This is a genomic window from Acinetobacter sp. B-6 (genome assembly GCF_056930735.1).
Window position 1 is genome coordinate 109943 of the sequence record NZ_JBXPBY010000009.1, and the last position, 25939, is coordinate 135881.

General features: G+C 38.6%; 23 protein-coding genes. 13 read left to right on the forward strand and 10 right to left on the reverse strand.

What is annotated here, in order from left to right; all coding sequences use genetic code 11:
- Positions 1 to 33 precede the first annotated feature (33 nt).
- Together AC1Z3T_RS12545 and AC1Z3T_RS12550 are read left to right on the forward strand one after the other, a co-directional pair.
- A complete protein-coding gene (locus AC1Z3T_RS12545) occupies positions 34 to 681 on the forward strand; it encodes a shikimate dehydrogenase family protein (protein ID WP_228153690.1) in 648 nt (215 codons plus the stop codon).
- A 303-nt stretch (positions 682 to 984) separates the two neighbouring features.
- The gene (locus AC1Z3T_RS12550) at positions 985 to 2025 is read left to right on the forward strand and encodes an IS481 family transposase (RefSeq protein ID WP_483396675.1); all 1041 of its coding nucleotides are present in this window, start codon (positions 985 to 987) and stop codon (positions 2023 to 2025) included.
- Positions 2026 to 2113: 88 nt separating this feature from the next.
- On the opposite strand, the gene AC1Z3T_RS12555 is transcribed toward AC1Z3T_RS12550, so the two are convergent.
- Complete coding sequence (locus AC1Z3T_RS12555; protein WP_005029494.1) at positions 2114 to 2518, reverse strand: Lrp/AsnC family transcriptional regulator; 405 nt, start codon at positions 2516 to 2518, stop codon at positions 2114 to 2116.
- 121 nt (positions 2519 to 2639) lie between these two features.
- Between AC1Z3T_RS12555 and AC1Z3T_RS12560 the strand changes: the two genes are divergently transcribed.
- On the forward strand, positions 2640 to 3182 hold the full coding sequence (locus AC1Z3T_RS12560) for a cysteine hydrolase family protein (protein ID WP_100885009.1): 543 nt from the start codon (positions 2640 to 2642) through the stop codon (positions 3180 to 3182).
- A gap of 65 nt (positions 3183 to 3247) precedes the next feature.
- Here AC1Z3T_RS12560 and AC1Z3T_RS12565 read toward each other — a convergent pair whose 3' ends face one another.
- A complete protein-coding gene (locus AC1Z3T_RS12565) occupies positions 3248 to 3757 on the reverse strand; it encodes a hypothetical protein (protein ID WP_100885010.1) in 510 nt (169 codons plus the stop codon).
- Between the two features lie 319 nt (positions 3758 to 4076).
- On the opposite strand from AC1Z3T_RS12565, the gene AC1Z3T_RS12570 reads away from it, so the two are divergent.
- From AC1Z3T_RS12570 to AC1Z3T_RS12590, 5 genes are all read left to right on the forward strand, one after another.
- The gene (locus AC1Z3T_RS12570; protein ID WP_100885011.1) at positions 4077 to 5243 is read left to right on the forward strand and encodes an ATP phosphoribosyltransferase regulatory subunit; all 1167 of its coding nucleotides are present in this window, start codon (positions 4077 to 4079) and stop codon (positions 5241 to 5243) included.
- 70 nt (positions 5244 to 5313) lie between these two features.
- Complete coding sequence (locus AC1Z3T_RS12575) at positions 5314 to 6633, forward strand: adenylosuccinate synthase (RefSeq protein WP_100885012.1); 1320 nt, start codon at positions 5314 to 5316, stop codon at positions 6631 to 6633.
- 175 nt (positions 6634 to 6808) lie between these two features.
- Positions 6809 to 7600 (forward strand): M48 family metallopeptidase, encoded by a 792-nt coding sequence (locus tag AC1Z3T_RS12580; protein WP_100885013.1) that lies wholly within the window; start codon positions 6809 to 6811, stop codon positions 7598 to 7600.
- Positions 7601 to 7741: 141 nt separating this feature from the next.
- Positions 7742 to 8047, forward strand: a complete 306-nt coding sequence (locus AC1Z3T_RS12585; RefSeq protein WP_005029483.1) for a phosphoethanolamine transferase domain-containing protein — start codon at positions 7742 to 7744, stop codon at positions 8045 to 8047.
- A 112-nt stretch (positions 8048 to 8159) separates the two neighbouring features.
- Positions 8160 to 8945 carry a M48 family metallopeptidase gene (locus AC1Z3T_RS12590; protein ID WP_004831159.1) on the forward strand — a complete coding sequence of 262 codons (786 nt, stop codon included), beginning with the start codon at positions 8160 to 8162 and terminating at the stop codon, positions 8943 to 8945.
- A gap of 112 nt (positions 8946 to 9057) precedes the next feature.
- Here AC1Z3T_RS12590 and AC1Z3T_RS12595 read toward each other — a convergent pair whose 3' ends face one another.
- Complete coding sequence (locus AC1Z3T_RS12595) at positions 9058 to 10107, reverse strand: NADP(H)-dependent aldo-keto reductase (protein ID WP_100885014.1); 1050 nt, start codon at positions 10105 to 10107, stop codon at positions 9058 to 9060.
- Between the two features lie 321 nt (positions 10108 to 10428).
- Positions 10429 to 11139, reverse strand: a complete 711-nt coding sequence (gene crp, locus AC1Z3T_RS12600) for a cAMP-activated global transcriptional regulator CRP (protein WP_004831157.1) — start codon at positions 11137 to 11139, stop codon at positions 10429 to 10431.
- 151 nt (positions 11140 to 11290) lie between these two features.
- Between crp and AC1Z3T_RS12605 the strand changes: the two genes are divergently transcribed.
- Complete coding sequence (locus AC1Z3T_RS12605) at positions 11291 to 11713, forward strand: OsmC family protein (RefSeq protein WP_004831156.1); 423 nt, start codon at positions 11291 to 11293, stop codon at positions 11711 to 11713.
- A gap of 179 nt (positions 11714 to 11892) precedes the next feature.
- Here AC1Z3T_RS12605 and AC1Z3T_RS12610 read toward each other — a convergent pair whose 3' ends face one another.
- From AC1Z3T_RS12610 to AC1Z3T_RS12625, 4 genes are all read right to left on the reverse strand, one after another.
- Positions 11893 to 12696: a peptidoglycan DD-metalloendopeptidase family protein gene (locus AC1Z3T_RS12610; RefSeq protein WP_463674999.1), complete on the reverse strand. Its 804-nt coding sequence runs from the start codon at positions 12694 to 12696 to the stop codon at positions 11893 to 11895.
- Positions 12697 to 12967: 271 nt separating this feature from the next.
- A complete protein-coding gene (locus AC1Z3T_RS12615; protein WP_100885015.1) occupies positions 12968 to 14917 on the reverse strand; it encodes a family 2A encapsulin nanocompartment cargo protein cysteine desulfurase in 1950 nt (649 codons plus the stop codon).
- Positions 14892 to 15824: a family 2A encapsulin nanocompartment shell protein gene (locus AC1Z3T_RS12620; RefSeq protein WP_046760268.1), complete on the reverse strand. Its 933-nt coding sequence runs from the start codon at positions 15822 to 15824 to the stop codon at positions 14892 to 14894. The genes AC1Z3T_RS12615 and AC1Z3T_RS12620 overlap by 26 nt, the downstream gene beginning before the upstream one ends.
- A 147-nt stretch (positions 15825 to 15971) precedes the next feature.
- Complete coding sequence (locus tag AC1Z3T_RS12625; protein WP_004831152.1) at positions 15972 to 16460, reverse strand: rhodanese-like domain-containing protein; 489 nt, start codon at positions 16458 to 16460, stop codon at positions 15972 to 15974.
- Positions 16461 to 16733: 273 nt separating this feature from the next.
- On the opposite strand from AC1Z3T_RS12625, the gene epsC reads away from it, so the two are divergent.
- Entirely contained in the window at positions 16734 to 17642 is a 909-nt protein-coding gene (gene epsC / locus AC1Z3T_RS12630; protein WP_004831151.1) for a serine O-acetyltransferase EpsC, read from the forward strand.
- Positions 17643 to 18123: 481 nt separating this feature from the next.
- On the opposite strand, the gene AC1Z3T_RS12635 is transcribed toward epsC, so the two are convergent.
- Positions 18124 to 19269 (reverse strand): hypothetical protein, encoded by a 1146-nt coding sequence (locus AC1Z3T_RS12635; protein WP_100885016.1) that lies wholly within the window; start codon positions 19267 to 19269, stop codon positions 18124 to 18126.
- 263 nt (positions 19270 to 19532) lie between these two features.
- On the opposite strand from AC1Z3T_RS12635, the gene clpB reads away from it, so the two are divergent.
- The 3 genes from clpB to AC1Z3T_RS12650 all read left to right on the forward strand — a co-directional run bounded on the left by clpB (position 19533) and on the right by AC1Z3T_RS12650 (position 23544).
- Positions 19533 to 22112 (forward strand): ATP-dependent chaperone ClpB, encoded by a 2580-nt coding sequence (gene clpB / locus AC1Z3T_RS12640; protein WP_004831149.1) that lies wholly within the window; start codon positions 19533 to 19535, stop codon positions 22110 to 22112.
- A 105-nt stretch (positions 22113 to 22217) separates the two neighbouring features.
- A complete protein-coding gene (locus tag AC1Z3T_RS12645; RefSeq protein ID WP_227565967.1) occupies positions 22218 to 22925 on the forward strand; it encodes a tetratricopeptide repeat protein in 708 nt (235 codons plus the stop codon).
- 154 nt (positions 22926 to 23079) lie between these two features.
- Positions 23080 to 23544, forward strand: a complete 465-nt coding sequence (locus AC1Z3T_RS12650; protein WP_100885018.1) for a hypothetical protein — start codon at positions 23080 to 23082, stop codon at positions 23542 to 23544.
- 11 nt (positions 23545 to 23555) lie between these two features.
- On the opposite strand, the gene rlmKL is transcribed toward AC1Z3T_RS12650, so the two are convergent.
- The gene (gene rlmKL / locus AC1Z3T_RS12655) at positions 23556 to 25760 is read right to left on the reverse strand and encodes a bifunctional 23S rRNA (guanine(2069)-N(7))-methyltransferase RlmK/23S rRNA (guanine(2445)-N(2))-methyltransferase RlmL (RefSeq protein WP_100885019.1); all 2205 of its coding nucleotides are present in this window, start codon (positions 25758 to 25760) and stop codon (positions 23556 to 23558) included.
- Positions 25761 to 25939: the final 179 nt, after the last annotated feature.

Sequence of the window (25939 nt, forward strand, 5' to 3'; positions counted from 1 at the left end):
TATTATAACCTGTAGACTAAGAGATATAGCTCAATGAAAATAAATGGCTCAACAAAAATAATAGCCTTAATTGGAGACCCTATAGTAAAGGCAAAAACTCCAGAAATGTTAAACCAACTGCTATATGAACGCGGTTTGTTGGGAGAATATGTGGTTGTAGGATTTCATGTGAGTAAGGAGAATTTAAAAAGGACAATCGATGGTTTGAAATGTATTGAAAATTTTATTGGTGCAGTGATTACAATGCCTTTTAAAAACTCGATAGTATCTTTACTAAATAGTTTTGAAGAAAATGTTGGTTTTCTTCAAGCATGTAATGTGATTTTAAAAAGAGATTCAAATATATTACATGGCTATAATTTTGATGGATTAGGATTTGTTAATGGCTTGTTTAAACAAGGTTATGTTGTAAAAAATAAAGTTTGCGTTTTAGTTGGAGCTGGTGGAGCAGCATCTTCTATCGCATATCAGTTGCTTCAAGAGCAATGCCAGAAACTTGTTATATTAAATCGGACAGAAGAAAAAGCACAATATTTAAGAGCTAAATTATTAAAGCTATTTCCAAATGCAAATATTACGTTGGATGTAGTTAATTTAACATGTATTGATATTTTGATTAATGCAACTCCATTGGGGATGAATACTACTGACTTGTTACCCTTAGATAAAACACATATTTGAAAAGCAAAATTGGTTGCAGAATGCATTGTGTCGCAAGAAAAAACAAAACTAATTGAATATGCAGAGCCGTTTGCAGAAATACATTTAGGTAAGTTTATGTTAGAGGGGCAACTAAGCCAAATTTTAGATCTATTTTTAAAAGATACGCTTTAAGTAAATTCTAGATGTGTAGAATTAACAAATATATACTAGGTTTTTTTAGTTGTATTAGTTCAGATCTGATCAGACATTGATCTTGAAAAAGAGAAAGTTACCCGTTTTGATAAAGGTGTCGAATCTTAATCAAACAAAGGTAACTTTCTTATGTTGCATACTAACAATCAAATCATCAAACACAAAGTAGGCTTACTCAATTTAGCTGAAGAACTTCAGAATGTATCCAGAGCTTGTAAAGTCATGGGTGTCTCTAGAGATACCTTTTACCGTTATCAGGAACTCGTTGAATCAGGTGGTGTTGATTCACTCATCAATAAATCCCGAAGAGTACCGAATCTTAAGAATCGTGTAGACGATGCCATAGAACAAGCCGTTATTGATTTCGCAATCCAATATCCAGCTTATGGTCAACACCGCAGTAGTAATGAATTGCGTAAAAATGGTGTATTCATTTCAGGTAGCGGGGTTCGATCTATTTGGCTTCGCCACGATTTAGAGAATTTTAAAAAGCGATTGAAAGCCTTAGAAGCCAAAGTGGCACAATATGGCTTTGAGTTAAATGATCATCAGATTGCTGCACTTGAGCGTAAACATGAAGATGATGTTGCTTGTGGCGAGATAGAAACACACCATCCAGGATATCTTGGAGCCCAAGATACATTTTACGTTGGCAATCTGAAAGGTGTTGGTCGAATCTATCAACAAACTTTTATCGACACCTACAGCAAAGTCGTTCATTGCAAGCTCTATACAACGAAAACACCGATTACAGCAGCAGATCTGTTAAATGATCGTGTACTACCATTTTATCAGTCGCAGGATCTACCAATGCTGCGTATCCTGACAGATAGAGGTACTGAATATTGCGGTAAGGTTGGACAACATGATTATGAGCTATATTTAGCCATCAATGATATTGATCACACCAAAACAAAAGCAGCATCCCCACAAACGAATGGAATATGCGAGCGTTTCCATAAGACGATCTTGCAGGAGTTTTATCAAATTACATTTAGGAAGAAGCTATATAGTACATTAGAGGAATTACAAGCTGATCTAGACGTTTGGCAAAAATTCTATAATACTGAACGAACTCATCAGGGAAAAATGTGCTGTGGTCGCACACCACTGGAAACATTACTTGATGGGAAGCGAATTTGGGCTGAGAAGAATTTAGCTCAAATTTAACCTGACAGGCACACTAAAAAATGGGTAACTGTCAGATCTGGTTTGAGCTAGTACATTTTAGTGTATAAAACGATCATTGTTAATTCTGTTAAGGTTCTATTGTTTTTACCACACTATCAACCGAATATTGTCCCCATTCGGACAGTTGTTCGATAAAGTGATTGATTGCTTGACTGTCAAAGTGAGCCACTAACATATAGCAAGCAGAACCGCAGACTTTATAACAACTTTCGATCGCTTCAAACTGCATAACAAATGCTTCAAACTTTTCAAAATCATTATTTTGCATCATTACTCGGATAAACTGAGTCGTTGGATGATTTAAAGCAATTGTGTATTTTTGAATTGTACCTTCGTCTTGCATTCGGGCGATACGACTACCAACGGCTTGCCCTGTACGGTGAACCAATTGTCCAATGTCTTTATTACTGAGTCTAGAGTCAGTTTTCAGGATCTTTAAAATTTTTAGATCGATTGGGTCATTTGGCAACATGGGCAATTAAACTTTTTTCAGTTTGAAAGTAGTCAGACATTTATTCTTTCACGAGAGTCTGCAAACTGCTAGATATTTTGCTTAATCTTATAAAAACTTCAACAGAACAGTGAGAATGAAAATGAGTCGTACTGCTTTATTGGTGATTGATGTTCAAAATGATTATTTTCCACAAGGCAAGATGGCGTTGTTTGGTGCAGAACAAGCTTTAACAAATATCAATCGATTGGAAGCTGATTTTATCAAAAATGCTCAACCGATTATTTATATTCAACATATTGCCAAACAAGCGCAAGCAACTTTTTTTCAAGAGGGAACAGAGGGTGCTGAATTGCATGCTGGCTTGCAGATCAATCAAGACCCAATCATCATTGAAAAGCACTATCCTAACAGTTTCTTTCAAACGAACTTAAAGCAAGTGCTTGATCAGCTTAAAATAGAGCGTTTGGTTATTAGCGGAATGATGACGCATATGTGTGTCGATGCGACATCTCGCGCAGCAGCGGAATTGGGCTATCAACCAATAATCATTGCTGAAGCAACAGCGACACGCCAACTCAGTTATGCAGGTAAAACAGTACAAGCTGAAGATGTGCAAACGGCATGTTTATCTGCATTTCAGATGTTTTCACAAGTCATCAGTGTTGATGATTATTTAAAATAGTCAAAATAAAGGGAAATGCAAAAGGATAGCGCTTTTGCTTTTCCCATTTTAAATCAAAACAGCTTCTATTCTTGATTTAAAAAACCTTCTTTAATTTTTTCAGGCAATCCTGCATGCCACCAAGTATAGATTGAGGATTTAATTTCCTCATCTTCTTCTGGGTCGTTAAATGGTTCGTCGTCTTCACGAATTAATTCATCTTCTTCAAATTTAAACCAGAATTCCCACGGGTCATCATCACCGCATCCCCACGCACGTACATCAATCTCATCAAGTAGAGATTTTAAGAAAAGCACAATTGCTTCAACAAATTCGTCACCTGAAGACCCATGTACAAAATGGGCAATGGAGTAGCCATCAACAGCATAAATGGACTCTGGACCTAAATCGAACTCGACATTGTCTACAGTATTTAAAAGGTCTTCAGCCAGTTCATATCCCATCTCTGGGTTGATCTCAACCGCGGAAGTCATAAATTTATCCTGATCCCCTCGATGTGCTTTAAATAATTCATCCAGTTTTAGCATAAGGTTTGGATTTGGATGTTTGTAATAAATGTTGCTATGAAGTTCCATACGTTCCCCGATTTTAATATTTAAGTCATGTTAATATTGATGTTGGTGATGCTTTTCTATGCAAATGAATTATATTTTGAACAGTGTAAATAGCAATCGGCTATAAAATGAAAATTTAAATAAATACAAACTATTGTGTTTAGTTTAAGCTGCAGTTTCTAACTTTGCTGTAAGTTGTATACTTGTCAGCAATTTATTAATCAAAAGTTATTTTATTAATGCATGGTGCGGATGATCGTGCTAAAATAAGAGAAATCGGGTGTGTTCCCGATTTTTTTATGCGGATTACTTCCGCGCTGACAGGATTTAGGTTTACAACATGCCCATTTCAGAGACATGGTTATTACCTGATGGTGTAGCTGATGTATTACCAGAGCAAGCGCAAGTAATTGAACAATTGCGCCGTAAAGCTTTAGATTTCCTCGCATCCCGAGGTTATCAGCTGGTGTATACGCCATTCATCGAATACATCGAATCACTTTCTTCTCTTTCCGAATCGAATCAAGATTTAGACCTAGCCACTTTTAAAGTCATCGACCAACTTTCTGGTCGTTTGCTTGGTGTGCGTGCCGATATGACACCACAAGTGGCTCGTATCGATGCCCATGTACATCAAGTACAAGGTGTGGCGCGTTACTGCTATGCAGGAACAGTACTTCATACTAAACCACAAGGTTTTAATACCACGAGAGCACCTTTACAGCTTGGTGCGGAATTATTTGGTTCAGATAGCATTGATGCTGATGTTGAAATGATCGACGTCATGCTTAATCTGATTAAAACAGCGGGTATGGTGGATGGTATCCATCTTGATTTAGGGCATGTTGGGCTATTTAGAAGTTTGGTCAAGCTTGCAGGTTTAAATAAGTCAACAGAACGTCAGTTGTCAGACTTATATCAACGTAAAGCGTTACCAGAACTTGCTGAGTTTACGCAAGAATTAAAATATGGCGCTGATTTTTATGCTTTAGGTCGTTATGCAAGTGACTTAGATGCTTTGCAAACGCATATTAGTACAGAAATTTTTGCGGATGAAGCATTTAAACATGCTTTTGATGTACTTAAAACAACATATACCGAAATTCAAGCACGTTGGCCAAATCTCAACATCGGGATTGATGTGGTAGAACTTCGTTCATACCATTATCACACTGGCTTAATGTATGCCGTATATGCACCAAACCGTGCAGCACCATTAGCACAAGGTGGTCGTTATGATGGTATTGGTGAACATTTTGGACGAGCGCGCCCAGCAACAGGTTTCTCTTGTGACTTATATGTTTTAAGTGCGGGGCAACATCAACAGATTGAAAAAGTGGTTGCACCGAAGGGAACAGCTCCTGATTTGCTTGATGCGATTGAGACGGCTCGTAAACAAGGTTTAAGTGTAATTCAACTATTGGGTAATGACGATTTAAACTCAGTTCCTAATGCAACACACCAATTGGTGAATGTTGCAGGTGAGTGGAAAGTCGAAACAATTTAATGATCGAATTGAGTGTTCATGTCACTTTATTTGATTTTCTATTTTAACAGCATGATGTAATGAGGCTATTATGGGCAAAAGTGTTGTGGTACTCGGTACCCAATGGGGCGACGAAGGTAAAGGTAAAATCGTTGACCTGCTCACAGATCAAGCAGCTGCGGTAGTACGTTATCAAGGCGGGCATAACGCGGGTCACACACTCGTCGTTGGTGGTAAGAAAACAGTTCTTCACCTCATTCCATCAGGTATTTTACGTGAAAACGTACTTTGCTTAATTGGCAATGGTGTTGTGCTTTCACCTGAAGCTTTGATCAAAGAAATGGATATTTTAGAGAAAGAGGGCGTACCTGTTCGTGAACGTCTACGTATTTCTCCAAACTGCCCATTGATCCTTCCGCACCATATTGCACTTGATCAAGCACGTGAGAAAAAACGTGGAAATGCTAAGATTGGTACAACTGGTCGTGGTATTGGTCCAGCGTATGAAGATAAGGTCGCTCGTCGTGCAATCCGTGTTGCGGATTTGGTACGTGGTGGTGATCATCTTAAAGCGCAGCTTGAAGAACTTCTTGAGTACCATAACTTCCAGTTAACCCAATTCTTTGGTGTTGAAGCAGTTAAAGTAGAAGATGTACTTGCTCTTTGCGACCAATGGCGTGAAGTGATTAAACCATTAGTATTGGACGTGATCACGACTTTGCATGACTATCGTAAAGATGGTGCAAATATTATGTTTGAAGGTGCTCAAGGTTCATTATTGGATGTTGACCACGGTACATATCCATATGTAACCTCTTCAAATACAACAGCAGGTGGTGTGAGCTCAGGTTCAGGTCTAGGTCCATTACACCTTGATTATGTTCTTGGGATTACCAAAGCATATACAACTCGTGTAGGTGCGGGTCCGTTCCCTACCGAACTTGTTTATGATGCTGCCAATGATGTTGGTGATGCGATTGGTAAACACTTAGGTACTGTAGGTTCTGAGTTTGGTGCTTCTACTGGTCGTCAACGTCGTTGTGGTTGGTTTGATGCAGAAATTTTACGCCGCTCAGTTGATGTAAACTCATTATCTGGTATTTGCTTAACTAAGCTTGATGTTTTAGATGGCTTAAAAGAAGTGAAAATCTGTGTAGGCTATGAAGCTGCGGATTCTGGTTGTGTTGGTTCTACAGATGCGCTTGCATTTGAAACATTAAAACCAATCTATGAAACCATGCCAGGTTGGTCTGAATCGACTTTCGGTGCGAAATCACTAGATCAATTGCCACAAAATGCAATTAATTATGTGAAGCGTATTGAGCAGTTGATTGAATGTCCGATTGACATCATTTCTACTGGTCCAGATCGTGATGAAACGATTGTGATGCGTCACCCATTTGATGCTTAATATATAGATATTTTAAAAGCTCCCTCGGGAGCTTTTTTTATAAAGCTATTTTATAAGGTTTAAATAAAATGTGATTTACTTTGATTTTTTTTACAAAATACAACATAATTTGGGCGCTAAACGTTGAACTCCGTGTTGGAGTTTACATAAAGACTAATGAGCTTTGGTGAAAATAATGATTAACAAGAATGTATTACTTGGATTAGGGTTAGTGTTTGGTTTGTCTGGTTGCACCACGGTTGCTGAGTTAACGGGTAATGACTCTGCAACATTAAACCTCAATGCGGCAGCAGATTATAAGTTATTGGTTGAAGATGCAAAGGCGCAAAAAGCACTGGATACGACATCATCTACTTATAAACGTGTGAATGCTGTTTTTGTAAAAATGAAGCCTTTTGCGGATCAAGCAAATAAAACAGGGCAACAGTTTGACTGGCAGTTAAGTGTGTTGAGATCTGATGAACTCAATGCATTTGTCATGCCGGGTGGAAAAGTGGTGTTCTTCACAGGTATCGTCAATCAGCTTAAATTAACAGATGCTGAAATCGCTGCAATCATGGGTCATGAGATGACGCATGCTTTAGAAGAACACTCTAAACGCGATGCAGGTGCTACTGCAATCACTGATTTTGCTGTGAAGATGGGTAAAACTTATGCAGGTGATAAGTTAGGCTCAATGGGTACTCAAGCACTCGATATTGGTAGTAAATACGGCGTCGGTCTACCTTACTCACGTAGTTTAGAGTCTTCTGCGGATCGTGGTGGTTTGATGCTTATGGCTAAAGCAGGATATAACCCAGAAGCCGCAATCACAGTATGGCAAAAAATGAATAAAATTGATGGTGGCAGTACCAATGGTGTTCAAAAGTTTACTTCTACGCATCCATCGAATAATGACCGTATCTCAGATTTAAATAAGAGTATGGTTGAAGCCAAGCAAGTTTATAAAGCTGCAATCAAAAAATAATTGAAATGTAGAAGAGATCTAAGCCTGAAGTTATTCAGGCTTTTTCTTGGAAGTAAAAGACTAAAGTCGAAAATGATTTAAGTTAGGTTTTTATATTCAGCTTGTTAGAATATACCTTTCGATACACATTGAGTTTGAACCATGCAAAAGAATATATCCTCAACGATGTTTTATTCTCTGATTTTTGCAATGGGCGGTGCACCAACAATCGCTATGCTCATTATTCAGGCTCAAACCACTGATCCAGCTATTGTTTCTCAAGCTTTGCTTGGGCTGAGTGTAATGATTGCTTGTATACTGGTTCCTATTGTTCTGATTCAAAATGCATTTCTATTTTTTAAACGAAATGATCAGCAGTTGGAACAGAAAATTATTCCTTTAAAAAATATCTATTTGGCTTTGAATGTACTCTGTTTGGTGTACTGGTTGATGGTACAGTTTTTGTAGGTTTTTTACTTACATAATTAATATGATTTAATGAAAATTATTGATTTATCCTTATGTAACATTTGCATATAATTCACAACGTTTTTATTTGTTCTCTATGGAGTTGATTATAATGAACAATAAATTAATACTTAGTCTTTGCGCTGCGACTGCGATTTCAATTTCTGGATGTACAACCATTGCGGATATGGCAGGTGCAGACTCTGCAACATTGAATTCAAATGCGACGCTGGGTTTTAACAAAACTGTGCAAGAAGCACGTGCAAATAAAACTTTAGACACAACTTCTGCAACATATAAAAAGGTAAATGCGGCATTTATTCGCTTAAAACCTTATGCAGATCAAATGAACCAAACAGGACAACGATTTGATTGGCAGTTGGCTGTGCTTAAGTCAGATCAGATCAATGCTTATGTTGCACCAGGTGGAAAAGTTGTTTTCTATACGGGCATTGTTAACCGACTCAATTTATCTGAGGCTGAAGTGGCTGCTGTTATGGGACATGAAATGACCCATGCTTTAGAAGAGCATTCAAAACAGAAGTTAGGAGCGCAAGCCTTAACCAATCTTGCCGTAAATATTGGTAAATCTTATGCAGGTAGCCAAATTGGTGAATTAGGCAATGCTGCAATTGATTTGGGCAGTCAAGTGGGGGTGGGCTTACCTTATTCACGTAGCTTGGAAAGCCGTGCGGATGAAGGCGGTTTAATGATGATGGCAAAGGCAGGCTATAACCCACAAGCGGCAATCACGTTGTGGGAAAAAATGGCCAAACAAGGTGGTGCTCAAGGTTCTGCTTTGCTTTCTACACACCCATCTGATGCAAACCGTATCAATGCGATGAAAAAGAATCTTGCAGCTGCGATGGCAGTATACAACGCACGCGGTGGAAAATAAGCGTTTGGGACTACAACAGTATATAAGTGAAAAGGATGCCTAGGCATCCTTTTTTAGTTTCTGAATCAGTAACGCGAATGGAGTGGCTATGTACATTAAAACCTGAATCAAACTAAGGTGCTGGATTAGGTTGTTGTTTATGGATATCTTCGATTTCCGTTAAGATTTCTTCAGACAGATGAAGCTCGAAAGCATGAAAATTTTCTTTTAGCTGTGAAAGTTGTGTTGCACCAATAATGGTGCTGCTCACAAAGAATTGCTGTTTAATAAATGCCAATGCCAATTGGGTTAGACTTAAACCGTGTTTTTCAGCAAGTCGCGCATATTGTTCTGTTGCCCAATCACTTTGAGGGTTGGTATAACGGCTAAAACGCGAAAATAAACTAATACGACCATCTGCAGGTCGTGCACCATGACGATATTTTCCTGTCAGGTAGCCAAATGCAAGTGGTGAATAAGCAAGTAAACCAACACTTTCAAACTGTGCAATTTCAGACATACCGACTTCATAGGTGCGATTTAACAAGCTATATGGGTTTTGTACACTGACAATTTTCTCTAATCCCAATTGCTCTGCGAGATGTAAAAATTTTAAGGTGCCCCATGGCGTTTCATTGGACAAGCCAATATGGCGAATACGTCCTTTTTTAACTTCATTTGAAAGCGCTTCTAATGTTTCTGCAAGTGGGGTAATGTTTTGAGTCAATGCCGCTTGCTGATTGCCATAGCCTAAGGTACCGAAGAAGTTTGCAGGTCGCTGTGGCCAATGTAGTTGGTAGAGGTCAATATAATCGGTTTGTAAGCGTTTTAATGAACCATCAATCGCTGAACTAATTTCTGAAGCGATAAATTTTGTATGCCCATCACGGATTTGACTACCGCCTTGCTGTGGTCCAGCGATTTTTGTAGCAATGATGAGTTTGTCGCGTTGACCATTTTGAGCAATCCAATTGCCTATAATGGTTTCTGTTGAACCTTGAGTTTCAGGTTTGGGGGGAACAGGATACATTTCGGCTGTGTCCCAAAAATGAATATTTTGATCAAGTGCATAGGCGAGTTGTTCAAATGCTTCATTCTGAGTATTTTGTTCACCAAAAGTCATGGTTCCTAAACAAATTTCAGGTACCACCAAATCAGAATGACCTAAGCGATTTGATTTCATGTCAGATCCTTTAATGAGAGTTCAATATCTAATGAGAATAATAACGTAAATAAAATTTGATAAGCTGTTGAAATTATTTTTCTAATGACCAAAAGAAGATGAATTTATCTAAAAAATGTATAAGAAAGTATTTATCTTTATCCAATTCACTATTCAAACAGCACAAAGGGAAGATGGACAAAAACTGTAGAGTTTAGACTTAAAAAGCAAACTCGAAAGTTTGCTTTTAAACAATATAAAGATGGTGTTATTTTGAGAATTTTGATATTTATCAAAGCCAAAAAATTGGTGATGTTTACTTCTCAAATCAACTTTTAAATTTTATTCATCATCATTGTTATATTCATCTTCAGAGAATTTAGACTCTTCTAAAGACGCATCAAAAATTAAAATTGCTTTACCATCAGTCTCGATCATACCTTGCTCTTCAAGCGTTTTTAATACACGCCCTACCATTTCACGTGAGCAACCTACGATGCGACCAATTTCTTGACGAGTAATACGAATCTGACGACCATTTGGTAAAATCATTGCTTCAGGTTGCGCAGAAAGATCAATCAAGCAACGTGCAATACGACCAGAGACATCAATAAATGCAAGATCAGTTACTTTACGTGTTGTATTCTTTAAGCGACGAACAAGTTGTGCAAATACTGCATAACTTAAGTCAGGATATTGTTTACTGATTTCGTGGAAATTGTCATATGAAATCTCTGCAATTTCACATACATCACGAGTTCTGACCTCGGCTGTACGTTGTGGGTTTTGCTCAAATAAACCCATTTCTCCGAAAAAATCCCCAGGGTTCAAATAGGCAACAACGATTTCACGCTCATCATCTTCGCGTAAAATAATTGAAACTGAACCTTTTAAAATTAAATACAGTGATTTTGACTCTGAACCTGCATCAATGATTGTTGAGCGTTTAGGAAAACGATTGATGTGGGCTCTCTTGAGCAAAGCTTTGACTGACTCAGGTAATTGACCAGGTGACAAAGCATCTGTACTAAGTTGTGCAAAATTAGAAGACATGCTTAAAAATTCCGAATTGGATAATAACTAGATCTTTTGATCTAAATTGAACTCGTCACGTAGAAGCAGTAGAGATGAAATTCCTTATCAACTCATTTTATGCTAGTGTACAGGTACCCTGTAAATTTATAGCTTTTTTTAGGTAGTTGCAATGCAAACTAGCGTTCATTGGTTAGAGAATGTTGCTTTTCAAGCAAATTCAGAAAGTGGTCACCAAATTATTATGGATGGTTCTGCTGAATACGGTGGTGAAAACCGTGGACCACGTCCTATGGAATTGATATTAATGGGACTTGGTGGGTGTGCTTCATTTGATATTGTGACCATTTTAAAGAAATCGAGACAAAATGTAACGGATGTTGTTTGTCAGCTCAAGGCTGAACGTGCAGACACCATTCCAGCAGTATTTACTAAAATACATCTACATTTTGTCGTGACAGGGCATGATGTAAAAGATAAGCAAGTTGCCAAAGCTGTTGAATTATCAGCTGAAAAATATTGTTCGGCGAGTAAAATGTTGTCTGATGGCGGTGTTGAAATCACCCACGATTATGAAATTATCGCTGCTGAATAGCAAAATAAATCTAAAAAAAGCCAATAGTTTTATTGGCTTTTTTTTATTTTTTAGTATTTATAAAACGTGACTAGTGGAGTCAAAATTAAATAAAATAAATTATTACAAAATGTGTATTTTCTCCAAAAAAGCTATTTTTAGTGAGGAAATGGCTTAATTTCGCGATCTATTTGAGCAAATTAGTGGGTTAGAAAAAGCTGTGGATCAACACGTGCATTGTTGAGACTCATTCCCCAATGTAAATGTGGTCCTGTTACTCGTCCTGTTTTACCCACCAAACCGAGCAAATCACCTTGTTGTAATATTTGTCCTTTCTCAACATTTATTTTACTTAGATGACAGAACATACTAATTAAACCTTGTCCATGATCAATCATGACAGTATTGCCATTAAAGAAATAGTTGCCTGTTGCAACCACTTTTCCTGCCGCGGGTGCAATAACTTTTTGTCCAATTGGAGCAGGTATATCTAATCCAGAATGGGGTGCGCGTTCTTCGCCATTGAAAAAACGTTTGCGACCGAATGAATTGCTAAATTTACCTGCAGTTGGTCGGATGAAATTTGGGAAATCTTTCCATTGGGCTGGGCTAAATGTGCTATAGACGTCATTTTGCTCTTTGGCTTCTTGGCTATATCGATCAAGCTGTTGTTGATTTGGATTAACGTAATCCTGGTTTTTTACATTAAGCCGTTGCTCAGCATACTTATAGGGTTGCACCTCAATATTGATTGGACCATTTGAGCTTTGCAGTTCTAGGTTGCCAACCTGAGCAGAAAGTGGAATACCAAACACAATATGATTCACCGAATTGGTCCCATCAACAACCAATACGGGCTTGCCTTGATAACTCACATTCAACACTGTTTTGGGCACAGTAATCACCGCAATACCACCAGCTCGACGTGAGTCTTGAGGTAACGCAAAGCTTTGAGTTGTGATCATTAGGCTGGTTAAAATGAGGATTTTTTTGATTGAAAACATAATGCTGATACAAGATTTAATTTTTAGACAGTATCTGAGATTGTCCTAGCAAGCTCAAGCCCATGATTGTTAAATTATCAGCACTCCTGTTGATCGTTTAAACGCTTAGCATTTGTACTTGTGAGCATTTAAATCGACCAACTTTTAAATTGATCAAGCGCTTTCGAGTACAGTTTATAGGTTGAATTGGAGGGAGAATGAATTTGATATATTTTTACGATCACATGCTAATGATCTAGCATGTGATTCATTAAAAGAACTGCTTGGATATTCATTGATTTGCAAATGCAGACCGATAAGGTTTAGCTCGTCTTAATTGGTGCAATACTGAAACCAATACATCTATTTCTTCAGTGGTGTTATAGAACGCAAGTGAAGGGCGCACCGTCCGTTCGACACCAAAACGGCGTAAAATTGGTTGTGCGCAATGATGTCCCGTTCGTACAGCAACTCCATGCTGATTTAAAACTTTCCCTACCTCTTCAGTTTCATAACCTGCAAGGGTAAAAGACATCACACTGGCTTTATTTAAGGCTGTACCAATTAAACGTAAACCAGAAACACTTTGAAGTGCATGTTGACCGTACTCCAGTAAATCATGCTCATAGCGTGCGATGTTGTGGATGCCGATTCTTTCTATATATTCCAAAGCAGCGCCCAAGCCAACAGCATCAGCAATGTTTCCAGTACCAGCTTCGAATTTATTTGGAGCAGGTTGATAGATCACATGTTCAAAGGTGACATCCTGAATCATATTACCGCCACCTTCCCAAACGGGCATGCTGTCGAGTAATTCTGATTTGGCATAAACAGCGCCGATCCCTGTAGGTCCAAAAACTTTGTGCCCAGAGAACACAAAGAAGTCAGCGTCTAAGCTACTCACATTGGTTGGAACATGAGAAACCGATTGCGCGCCATCAATTAAGACCCGTACACCAGCAGCATGTGCTAAAGCGATAATTTCTTGAGTCGGTGTCACCGTACCAAGTGCATTGGATACTTGAGTGATTGAAACAAGCTTAGTCTTTGGATTGAGAAGTTTGATAAATTCATCAATCTGAATCTGACCTGTATCATCGACAGGGATTACCCGCAGCTTAGCGCCAGTTTCTTGAGTCAGTTGGTACCAGGGGACAATATTGGCATGATGTTCCAAATGCGAGACAATGATTTCATCTCCCGCTTGAATATTTTGTTTTCCCCATGATTTTGCAATTAAATTAATGCCTTCGGTTGTGCCTCGGACAAAAACAATATTTTTAGCAGAAGCTGCACCGATAAAGCGAGCAACCACATCACGTGCATGTTCATAGGCATCACTGGCGCGTGCTGCGAGTTCGTGTGCAGCACGGTGAATATTCGAATTTTCATGCTGGTAAAAATAAGAAATTCGATCAATAACTGCCTGTGGTTTATGGGTGGTTGCTGCATTATCCAACCAGATCAAAGGCTGACCATTGACACGCTCTTGCAAGATTGGAAAGTCTTTTCGAATTTGCAGAATATCCAATGGCTGATAATTTTGACTCTGAGTGGGTATTTGCTTATCTGAATGTGGACGAACAGACTCAATTGTGGGGGATTGAAGAAAGTAATAGCCTGATTCAGTCGTCGCAGGTTTGTCATTACGATCTTCTATCGTGCTTTTTAGATGATGGTCATTTGTCACATGATAATCATCAAAGGCATAGGGATTTTTAACTCCTTTTGTTTGGCTGATGTTGTGTTGTAGATTTTCAGCATCAACACTTTCATGTTGAGCAAAATCCAAAAAATAAAAAGCGGATTGTGATGGTGTTGCGGATGTTGCTGGCGGAGTAGAGGGGAGTGCAGACGTTGAATTTAAGGCTAAATTCCAATCAGGTGTGACCGTGAATGGGTCTGGCGTATTCGCTCCTCCAATAATTGGCGCCGAAGATAGAATGCGACGTTCAGGATGATCTGTCGTAGGTTCTACATAATGTTGCGTAGATTTCGGATTTAAATGAGCTTGTTGCACAATAGCAGGGATACGACCTGATAAAGCTGCTATTGGATCTTTTGGCTGTGGTGTATGGCTCTGCCCGAGCACTTGATCAGGTAGTTCAAAATTCAAAGCTTGTTTTTTTTGCTGTGGTAATGCCGCAAACAATTCATTTGCCAACTGGGTAATCACAGATTCATGGATTGGTGCATCTTGTGTTGCAGCAGATGAATTATTTGTAGGTTGTTGGATAGTCATGGTATTTATCTACCTCCACATCTTCAAGTACAGCAAGCGCATCATCTGTAAGCACAGCAAGTGAGCAATATAACGAAATTAAATATGAAGCAATGGCATTGCGATTGATGCCCATAAAGCGGACTGAAAGTCCTGGTGCTTGTTCACCCGCAAGACCAGGTTGGAATAGTCCGACGACACCTTGACGTTTTTCTCCGACACGTAACAGGATGATTTTGGTTTTGCCGTCTTCCACTGGGATTTTATTGGAAGGAATTAACGGAATACCACGCCATGTAATGAATTGAGAACCAAACAAACTGACAGTCGGTGGTGGTACGCCACGGCGAGTACATTCACGACCAAATGCAGCAATTGCATCAGGATGCGCCAAGAAAAAACCGGGTTCTTTCCAAACCTTGCGTAATAGGTCATCCAAATCATCGGGTGTTGGGGCGCCTGTCAAGGTTGAAAGACGTTGTTCATCTGCAACACTCGCTAATAGCCCGTATTCAGGGTTATTGATCAATTCACTTTCTTGGCGCTCTTTAATCGTTTCTATAGTCAGGCGTAATTGTTCTTTAATTTGATCGTGAGGGCTACTGTATAAGTCTGAAACACGGGTATGAATATCGAGTACGGTTGAAACCCCATTTAAAAAATATTCACGAGGATTAAGCTCATAATCCACAAAGGTTTGTGGAAGTGTCGCTTCATCACGTTGGGTGCAGGCAACTTGAATATCATCTGTATTGCTGACTTTGTTGACTCGGTAAATACCAGCTTCTACAGGTGTCCATTGTAATAAATGCGTCAGCCATCGTGGCGTAATTGTTGAAAGTTGAGGAACGGTTTTGGTTGCATTTGCCAGTTGGCGAGCAGCCTGATCATTGAGTGCTTGGCGTGTGACTTCTTGGTTCTTAGCCATGTTTTAATCCTTGGTGATATGAATTGATGGTTGATTACAATTTGTTTAAGGTGTCTATTGTTATCATCTCCAGTAAAATCAGAGTGCTGTTATGAATGCTTCATATTTTGAATCTTTTAAAATATGTATAAGGAATAACTTCGAAAGCTATTCTTGGCGCCAAGGCAATCCATGAAAGCGCCAACCGTTGAATACCCCGCGATGATTGTTTTCATCCAAGTCACCTTCAAAGCCTTGTTCAATGTTATAAATATTTTCAAAACCAGCATTGAAAGCGACATTGGCTGCCGCTGCGGAACGTTTACCGCTACGGCACAGTAAGAGAATGATTTTATCTTTGCCCACTTTGCTTTCGAGTTCTTTGGCAAAACGTGGATTACGGTTTAATGCAGTTCCTGTAGCCCAGGGGATGTGAATGGTACCTTCAACAAAACCGACAAATTTTCGTTCTTCATTGGTACGAACATCAACAATTTCGACATGACCGGCTTGATACAATGCCCAAGCTTCGTGCGGTAAAATCGTACCTGTAAACTCTAAATAATGGTCTTCAACACGTTGTTGCGCTTGTTCAAAAATCTTTTCAATTTGTGCTTGAGTTAATTCGTTAAAATGTTGTTGGTTTAAACTGGTCATTTCAATTGCCTTTTTTCTGACTTAAATTTGTATTTAAGCTTTGATGTATCAGATGTATTGATAACAACTATAAACATTTTGTATATTCTATAAATTAATAAAAAATGGATTGCTTATTCTTATTTTGAAATAAAGATTGAATTATTTTTTACAGATATGCTTATATGAATTATGTTTATCTACCCTATTGTGAATAAAATAGTATTTAGATGAATAATAAAATTTCATGTGAGGTTTTTTAGATCATGGAACGTCTTTTAGGTAGGTAAACATATGACCCAATGGAATATCCAAAATATTGTGGATGAGTTACAAGAAGCTCGGAATGAATGGCGTACCCAACGTAAAAGTCTCAAAGACTTTGGAGGGAGGGAATTACCGTCAAAAGACGAAATTAAGAAGATCATGAATGACCTGTGTGGCATTTTATTCCCTATGCGTTTGGGACCACATGATTTACGACAACAAAGTGAAAATTTTTATATTGCACATACACTTGAAAAAACTTTGCATTCCTTACTTGAGCAAGTCAAACTCAATTTAACCTATGATTATAAATATAAAAAACATAATGAAAATGCAGATGTCATTGACGTGTTGGCGCAAAGTATTGTCAGTGAATTTGCGCAAAAACTACCTGATATACGCCGTATTTTGGATACAGATGTGATAGCGGCTTATGATGGTGATCCTGCGGCACGTAGTGTGGATGAGGTGTTGCTATGTTATCCGGGAATTTTGGCAATCATTTATCATCGTGTTGCCCACGAATTTTATAAAAAAGATTTATCTCTATTGGCACGTTTAATTGCTGAAATTGCACATTCAAAAACAGGAATCGACATTCATCCAGGTGCGCAAATTGAACAAGGTTTCTTCATCGATCATGGTACAGGTGTGGTGATTGGAGAAACGTGTATTATTGGAAAAAATGTCCGTATTTATCAAGCAGTCACTTTGGGTGCTAAGCGTTTTGAAGTCGATGATAGCGGACGTTTGCAGAAAGAATATGCCCGTCACCCAATTGTTGAAGACAATGTGGTGATTTATGCAGGTGCGACCATTCTTGGACGTATCACGATCGGTCAAGGCGCTGTGATTGGGGGTAACGTGTGGATTACTCAAAGTGTTGCTGCAAATAGTGCGGTTTCGCAGAGTTCGGCAACCAAGACAGAAGTATAGCCAATCTCATCGTATTCATGATGATCTTGATTGAGATTCTATAGTTCAACCCTGATTATCGATACAAGTGATTCGATTTAAATCATTCCTATTCAATAAGCTTGATGCTTTTATACAAATTATTAGTTATTAGAAACTTTTGGAGAATGACTTTTTTGCATTTTTGAATCGCCGATGTTCTTTCTATTGTGAGGTGACATGGATGTTGCCATGTTGAGTGAGTGTATATGAGCAAAAACAAAGCACTGCTTTGTTTGCAACACAAGAATGCTATTCAAGAAAGAACACAAGAATGCTATTCAAGAAAGAATGGATAAGCAAAGAGAAGCATTGCTTACGCAGATCTATTTAAACTTTTGATATAAAGCATGGCAATCATAGCTTTAAATGATTCAACAATATATTCATTACATTGATTTTATTGATCACAAGAAATTATATTTTTACTGTATGGGCTTTTTAAGCAGATTGACTATATTTGCTAAGACAAAGGAATAATGTAATAAGTTTGAGCATTGATCACGATGAGATCATTTCTAATACGATAGATTTGTGCTGCTTCAAGCGGCAGTTTAAACTGTATTGTTTTGCCATGTTGCTGAATTTCAAATACATCATATCCAATCGGTGTAAACCAAAAAATATAGTGATTTCCTGAGCCTTGGACATCATCAATACTTTGATATTTTAGGTATTTATCGTTTGAAATTATTGGTTTAGGGGCTGTCTTACATTCAGGTAGCTCAATCGAATGTTCTAATTTTGGAAGAAATCTGGAAAAATCTTGACTAAAAATATAGTTTTTTGAGGTTTTTATGAGTTGTGTTTCTTCATCAATCACTTGATAACACTCGGCTTGCTGCTGTTGTAAGTATTGTTTTAACTTTGCAATCATCGCTAAATTAAATGGTTCTGCAGGTTGAACTCGATAATTATTGGGTGAAAAGTTACGTTGTGGTTGTTCAGGCTGAGTTCTAAAAATATCTATTATATTTTGAATAAAAGATTGTTCCTGCTGTTTTTGTTCTTGTTTGACTTTCTCGGCTTCTTTTTCTGAGACATATTGAGGGTCGAAATAAACGATGATGTCATGTTCTGAAACTTTTTTTTGATAAGTTTTTTCCTGTACCATTTGCTCCAATAGTGCATAAGCAAATTGATCATAAGAAAAGGTACTTAGTTGAGTAAAAGTTTGGGTCTGCGCATTGAAAAGATAAGCTTGAGTGGACGACTGATAATCGGCTTGAAAAATTCTTATAGTCACTAAAAATTGATTTTGACCTAAATATTCAATTTGTTGGATCAACTGCCGGGGTGAAGACGAGACAAAATATGCCGGAAGCTGTTGATGGGTACGTAAATCATAACTACAAATTTTTAAATCCCGTTTGGGTTGATTGACTCTTTCAAATATCGAACAATCATAAACAATAAAATTTTCATTCAAAACTTTTAAGATCGTGTCAGCAGGCGATTTAAACCATTTAAATTCTAAATCTGATGTTTCAGGTGTTAATTCTTGAATATGTTTATGTGGAAATTTATCGCTGTTCGGCGATTGATAGCCACAAGCATTTAACATGCTTATAGTGAATAGTACCGACAATAATTTACTGAAATTCAACATTGTTGTTATTCTAAAAAAGTTCAATACTGCTTACTCTAAAGCATATCGTTGAAAATACAAACGCTTAAAGGTCATACGTAATATTTTTGCTTAAATTGACTTGAAAAAGATGAATTTAGCACAAATATTAATACTAAAATGTATCCTGACTATTTTAGTAAGCTTTTGAAAAATATATAAATTAATTTTTAAATATAGTTGAAATCTACAAAACCGTTCCCATCTATTATTCAAGTACAAATTTGTTGTGAGGAATAACAAGAATGCGATTTGAAAAATTTACGAACCGCTTACAGCAAGCTTTATCAGATGCACAATCTCAGGCAATGGGTAATGACAATACCGCCATTGAAGGTATTCATATTCTTTCAGTGTTATTGGATGAACCTTCAAATCTGAGTCTGTTACAACAGGCTGGTGCAAATATCCCTGAGTTAAAAGCAAAGTTGCAGAAAGCGTTGGCGGATGCACCAAAAATTGGAACACCGACTGGAGATATCAACCTCAATCCTGAGGCTGTTCGAGCGTTGAATTTAGCAGACAGCTTTGCCCAAAAAGCAGGTGATGAGTTCTTATCTACAGATTGGGTCATCTTGGCATTGGCTGAAACAGGTGCAACCAAAACATTATTAACTGGCGTAGGTGTGACCACTGAAAAACTACGCAAAGCGATTGAAAATATTCGAGGGGGTGAACAAGTGATGGCAAATAACCATGAGGATCAACGAGATTCACTTAATAAATACACCATTGATCTAACTGCTCGTGCTGCAGAAGGAAAACTCGACCCTGTGATTGGTCGTGATGAGGAAATTCGTCGTACCATTCAAGTATTGTCACGTCGTACCAAAAATAATCCAGTGCTTATTGGTGAACCAGGTGTCGGTAAAACTGCGATTGTCGAAGGTTTGGCGCAACGTATTATCAATGGTGAAGTACCAGAAGGTTTAAAAGGCAAACGTGTCTTGTCCTTAGACCTGGGTTCATTATTGGCTGGTGCGAAATATCGTGGTGAGTTTGAAGAGCGTTTAAAAGCTGTTTTAAAAGATCTCGCGAAATTTGATGGTGAAATCATCCTGTTTATCGATGAACTACATACGCTCGTGGGTGCGGGTAAAGGTGATGGCGCAATGGACGCAGGGAATATGCTAAAACCTGCGTTAGCACGTGGTGAGTTACGTTGTGTAGGTGCAACCACCTTGGATGAATACCGTCAATTTATTGAAAAAGATGCAGCTTTAGAAAGACGCTTCCAAAAAGTATTGGTAGATGAACCAAGTGTGGAAGATACCATCGCAATTTTACGTGGTTTAAAAGATAAATATGCGACCCATCATGGGGTGCAAATTCTTGACTCCGCGATTATTGCTGCAGCGAAAATGTCGCATCGCTATATTACAGATCGTCAATTGCCAGACAAAGCGATTGATTTGATTGATGAGGCTGCATCACGAATCAAAATGGAAATTGACTCTAAGCCAGAAGCACTAGATCGTTTAGACCGTCGTTTAATCCAGTTGAAGATGCAATTGGAAGCGGTTAAGAAGGATGCGGATTCAGTCAGTAAGGCTGAAGTTGAGCATTTGGAAAAACAAATTGCTGAAGTTCAGAAAGAATACAGTGATTTGGAAGAAGTTTGGATTGCAGAAAAACGTTTGGTTGACGGCACTAATCAGGCGCAAATTGAACTTGATAAAGCTCGCACAGCGTTTGAAAAAGCGCAACGTGAAGGTGACTTGGCTGAAGCAAGCCGTTTGCAGTATGGTGTGATTCCAGAGTTGCAAAAACGCTTGAATGAAGAAGAAGTTGCGGAAGTGAATGAAGAGCCAAAACTGATTCGTACCAAAGTGACTGAAAACGAAATTGCAGAAGTTGTCAGTGCTGCAACAGGTATACCAGTGTCCAAAATGCTACAAGGTGAACGTGAAAAACTGCTTCATATGGAAGACTTCTTGCATAACCGTGTCGTTGGTCAGGATGAGGCTGTTGTGGCAGTCGCAAATGCGGTGCGCCGTTCACGCGCAGGTCTTTCCGATCCGAATCGCCCAAGTGGGTCATTCTTGTTCCTTGGACCGACAGGTGTGGGTAAAACCGAGCTTACCAAAGCTTTAGGCAATTTTTTATTTGACAGTGATGATGCGATCATTCGAATTGACATGTCAGAATTTATGGAAAAGCATTCGGTCAGTCGTTTAGTTGGTGCGCCTCCAGGCTATGTCGGATACGAAGAAGGCGGTGTATTGACTGAAGCTGTACGTCGTAAGCCATATAGCGTGGTGTTGTTTGATGAGGTGGAAAAAGCACATCCAGATGTATTTAATATCTTATTGCAGGTGCTTGATGATGGGCGTTTGACAGATTCTCAAGGTCGTGTGATCGACTTTAAGAATACGGTTATCGTGATGACGTCTAACTTAGGTTCAAGTGATGTTCGTGAGTTGGGTGAAGGTGCAAGCGATGAAGATGTTCGAGCAACAGTGATGAATGCCGTTTCTCAGCATTTCCGTCCAGAGTTCATCAACCGTATAGATGAATTGGTGGTGTTCCACTCATTGAAAAAATCGCAGATTCGAGGCATTGCGGATATTCAATTAGATCGTCTACGCGCACGTTTAGCTGAACGTGATATTCGTTTAAATGTTGATGATCAAGCGTTTGACATTCTGATCGATGCTGGTTTTGATCCTGTATATGGTGCGCGTCCACTCAAACGTGCAATCCAACAGCAGGTTGAGAACCCATTGGCGCAAAAAATCTTGTCAGGTGCATTCACAGCGGGTGATACCATCTTGATCAGTGCTGAAAATGGTGAGCTTGATTTTGGGAAATTAAAACTCAGCTAATCGAGTCATGTACCAAAGATAAAAAACCAACCGTTATAAGACGGTTGGTTTTTTTATGTTATAAGAAATCTATATATCAACGGCGAATATTCAATGAATAAAAAAATGTATATCCTATTATTTTCAATTTTATGTTTTAACCCTTTGGCACAAGCCTTACCTGAAAGAACATTTGAAGAAATGATCAAACGATCAGAACAGGGGGATCCAGAAGCAATGTATCAATATGCTGACTTTTTATTACATCGCGAAGATGAGGCATCCCAAAAAAACGGGGCAGCATTGATGCTAAAGTCGGCTCAAGGAGGGTTTTGGCTAGCATTTTCAGTTGTTGGTGATTTCTTTAAATATGGTTTTACGGTCAAGCAAGATCCTTCCAAAGCTGTAGAGTGGTATAAAAAATCAGCAGAACAGAATGATCCAGCAGGACAGAATAATTTAGGGCTTGCTTACTATACTGGTGAGGGCATATCGCAAAATAAAGCCTTGGCTGCAAAATGGTATCAGAAATCTGCTGAACAAGGCGATGCCAATGCACAACGTAATCTTGCCCTCATGAATCTATATGGGGATGGAATAACAAAAAATGAAAAGCAAGCATTTCAATGGATGTTGAAATCTGCTGAGCAGGGCGATGAGGATGCTCAAAACAGTGTTGGGCAGATGTATCTGGAAGGTAAGGGTGTTGCTGCAAACGTAACGTTGGCAGTGCAATGGTTGAAGCGTTCTGAAGCACAAGGTAACCGTTATGCACACCAGCAGTTATGGGAAATGTGTAATGCAGGCAGAATTACAGCGGAATGTGTTGATTAGTTCTGTTTGGACCTATTTCAGCCAGTAAGCGGGCTTATTTAACAGATAAACCTAACCTGTTTTACCTATTATCGGGTTTTCTGATCGTTTGATTGCAACATTTGTTAAAAATTGATAATTTTTAGACAGGAATAATAAGAAAGGGAAGTTGATCATGACGATCAAAATAAAGGAAAAATCTGATTATTTAAAGCTACTGACGATGTTGTTAATGGCACTGGGTTCGGGTGAGATATTGGCAAATCAATTGGATGACCAAGATCTTGCAGAACAGTCTGTAGGTGTAGTAAAGCTTTCGCCGATTATTATTCAAGCCGTTAAACAGAATGTTCAACAATCTGTAGATGAGCAAAAAGATTTACATCATAAGATCGCGCAACAACAAGCAGATGCAGCAAAAAAGGATGAAATATATTCTACTGTATTGACTGATTTTGAGTGGCAAAAAAAAGACCCTGATCCAAATAAACCAGGGGATAAATATATTACCCCTTTAGAAAAATATAAAATTATCGATATTGGATTTAACCCTTATCAACGCCACGATGTTCGTATCACAACACAAGATCGGGTGACCTTGTACATTGGTCATGAAGTTGACCCCGTGGCGTATAAATAGCGAGAAAAAAATTAAACAGGGAAGTGTTTAATTTTCCAAGCTCTGTGGATTTTTTGATTACGTTTAAAATCTAAACCAATGGTTTCATTGCTGATTTCTTGCACATCAAACATAGCCTCAATTTCTTCATCCATCTCAAAACCACGATAGTTATTTGAGAAATATAAAGTTCCTTCGGTCGTTAAGCGGTTCATTGCTCGTTTAAGTAATGAGATATGATCACGTTGAACATCGAATGTACCGTAGAATTTTTTTGAGTTAGAGAAAGTTGGCGGATCAATAAAGATCAAGTCATATTGTTCATGACCCTCTTTGAGCCATTCGAAACAATCGCTTGAGAAAAATTGGTGTTGTTCATCAGCATGATCTACGGTCAGACCATTCAGTACAAAGTTTTCTTTAGACCAGTTTAAGTAAGTATTGGATAAGTCCACACTGGTTGTACTGGCAGCACCCCCTAAAGCGGCATGCAAACTTGCAGTCGAGGTGTAGCTGTATAGGTTAAGGAAGTGTTTGCCTTTGGCTTCTGCTGCGATGCGTAAGCGCATTTGACGGTGGTCTAAGAATAATCCTGTATCTAAATAATCAGTTAAATTGACCAGAATTTTAGCTTTACCTTCCTGAACGATAAAGCGTTTAGACGCAGTACTTTGTTTGGTGTACTGCGCTTTACCTTCTTGACGCGCACGGGTTTTGATAAAAATTGCATCACGACCTAAACCTGTTACCGCACGGATCGAGGCTAAAGCAAGATTAAAACGCTTTTTGGCTTTTTCAGGATCAATTGATTTCGGTGGCGCATATTCTTGGACATGCAAACGATCACCATAAAGGTCAACTGCAACATTAAAATCAGGTAGATCCGCATCGTAAAGTCTTAAGCAATAAATATTTTCTTTGACTGCCCATTTCTTTAAAGCTTGCATGTTTTTTTGCAAACGGTTGGTAAAGTCTTCAGCACCTTCAATCTTTTCAAATTGTTGAGGTTGCCAATCAGCAAGGAAGGGCTTACTGACTGTTGCTGGTTTAATATCACCAAAACGAACATAAATCGGTAATTTACCATTCATCAAACGTAAAATTTGTGGATTGTTGAAAGCCAATACATCCGCTTGTTCAACTGCTGCAGCTATAACAGCTGCATATTGATTTGGGAAATTCTTTTGTAAAAGCGCAGATAGACCTAAATATAATGCTCGGTTTGAAGCTTTATCTCCCAAACGCTCACCATAAGGAGGGTTGGTGACAACAAAGGATGTTTTACCTTCAGCATGGAAGTCTGGCCAATCTGCTAATGTACGTTCTTCGATTTGAATTTGATCGAGTTGCTGTTCAAAACCTGCCGCAATAATATTTTGCTTGGTGGCTTTGACAGCTTCCCAATCTGCATCATAAGCATAGAATTTTGGTAAAGGTTGTTGTAATGCGGCTTGATGACGGTCTGCGGCTTCAGCTTTGATCGACATCCAGAGTTCATGGTCATGCCCATTCCAACCATTGAAACCAAAACGACGGACTAAACCTGGCGCACGGTCAGTCAGAATCATTAGTGATTCAATGATAAACGTACCTGAACCACACATTGGGTCAAGTATGATTTCTGGGTGACGTTCTTTCAATTTGGCTTTTTGTAAGATGGCTGCGGCTAAATTCTCTTTAATCGGTGCATCGGTCATGTAACGGCGATAGCCACGCTTATGTAGAGAATCGCCAGATAAGTCTAGGCAGTAGGTATGTTCAGTTTTGCCTGCAAGTATATATAAGGTAATTTCAGGTTGCTTAATATCAATACTTGGGCGTTTACCCACTGCTTCCATGAAAGAATCAACCACGCCATCTTTGACACGTAAGGTCGCGAATTGAGTATTGACCTTGATATCACGTTCAACGTGTAGGCGAATGGCAAAAGTACTTTGTGGTGCAAAAATTAACGACCAATCAAAGTTGATCGCACCTTCATAAAGTTCTTCAGCAACGTCACGCGCATCATGCGTAAATTCAAGTTCATGTGTATGAATAGGCGTGAGCACACGTGAAGCGAGGCGTGACCACATACAAATACGATAAGCATCTTCAAGTTTACCCTTAAAGACCAAACGTCCAGGAAATTTTTCAATATTTTGAATCCCTAAACCTTGAATTTCTTCTTGCAGTAAGGTTTCTAGTCCATCTGCACAGGTAACCCAATATGTAGAAAGACGCGGTTTCGAATTCATGAATATTTCCAAAGACATTAAAGCAATCGCATATTTTAGCGTATTTTGATGACGAAAACTTGTGGATTGTGCCAAGAAGATCGAATTTTTCCAAAAACCTTAAAATTCTTTCATAGATTGTGGTGATTTGCTTGAAATATATTCAAATATCCATATCTAACCAAGATCAAATCAAGAAA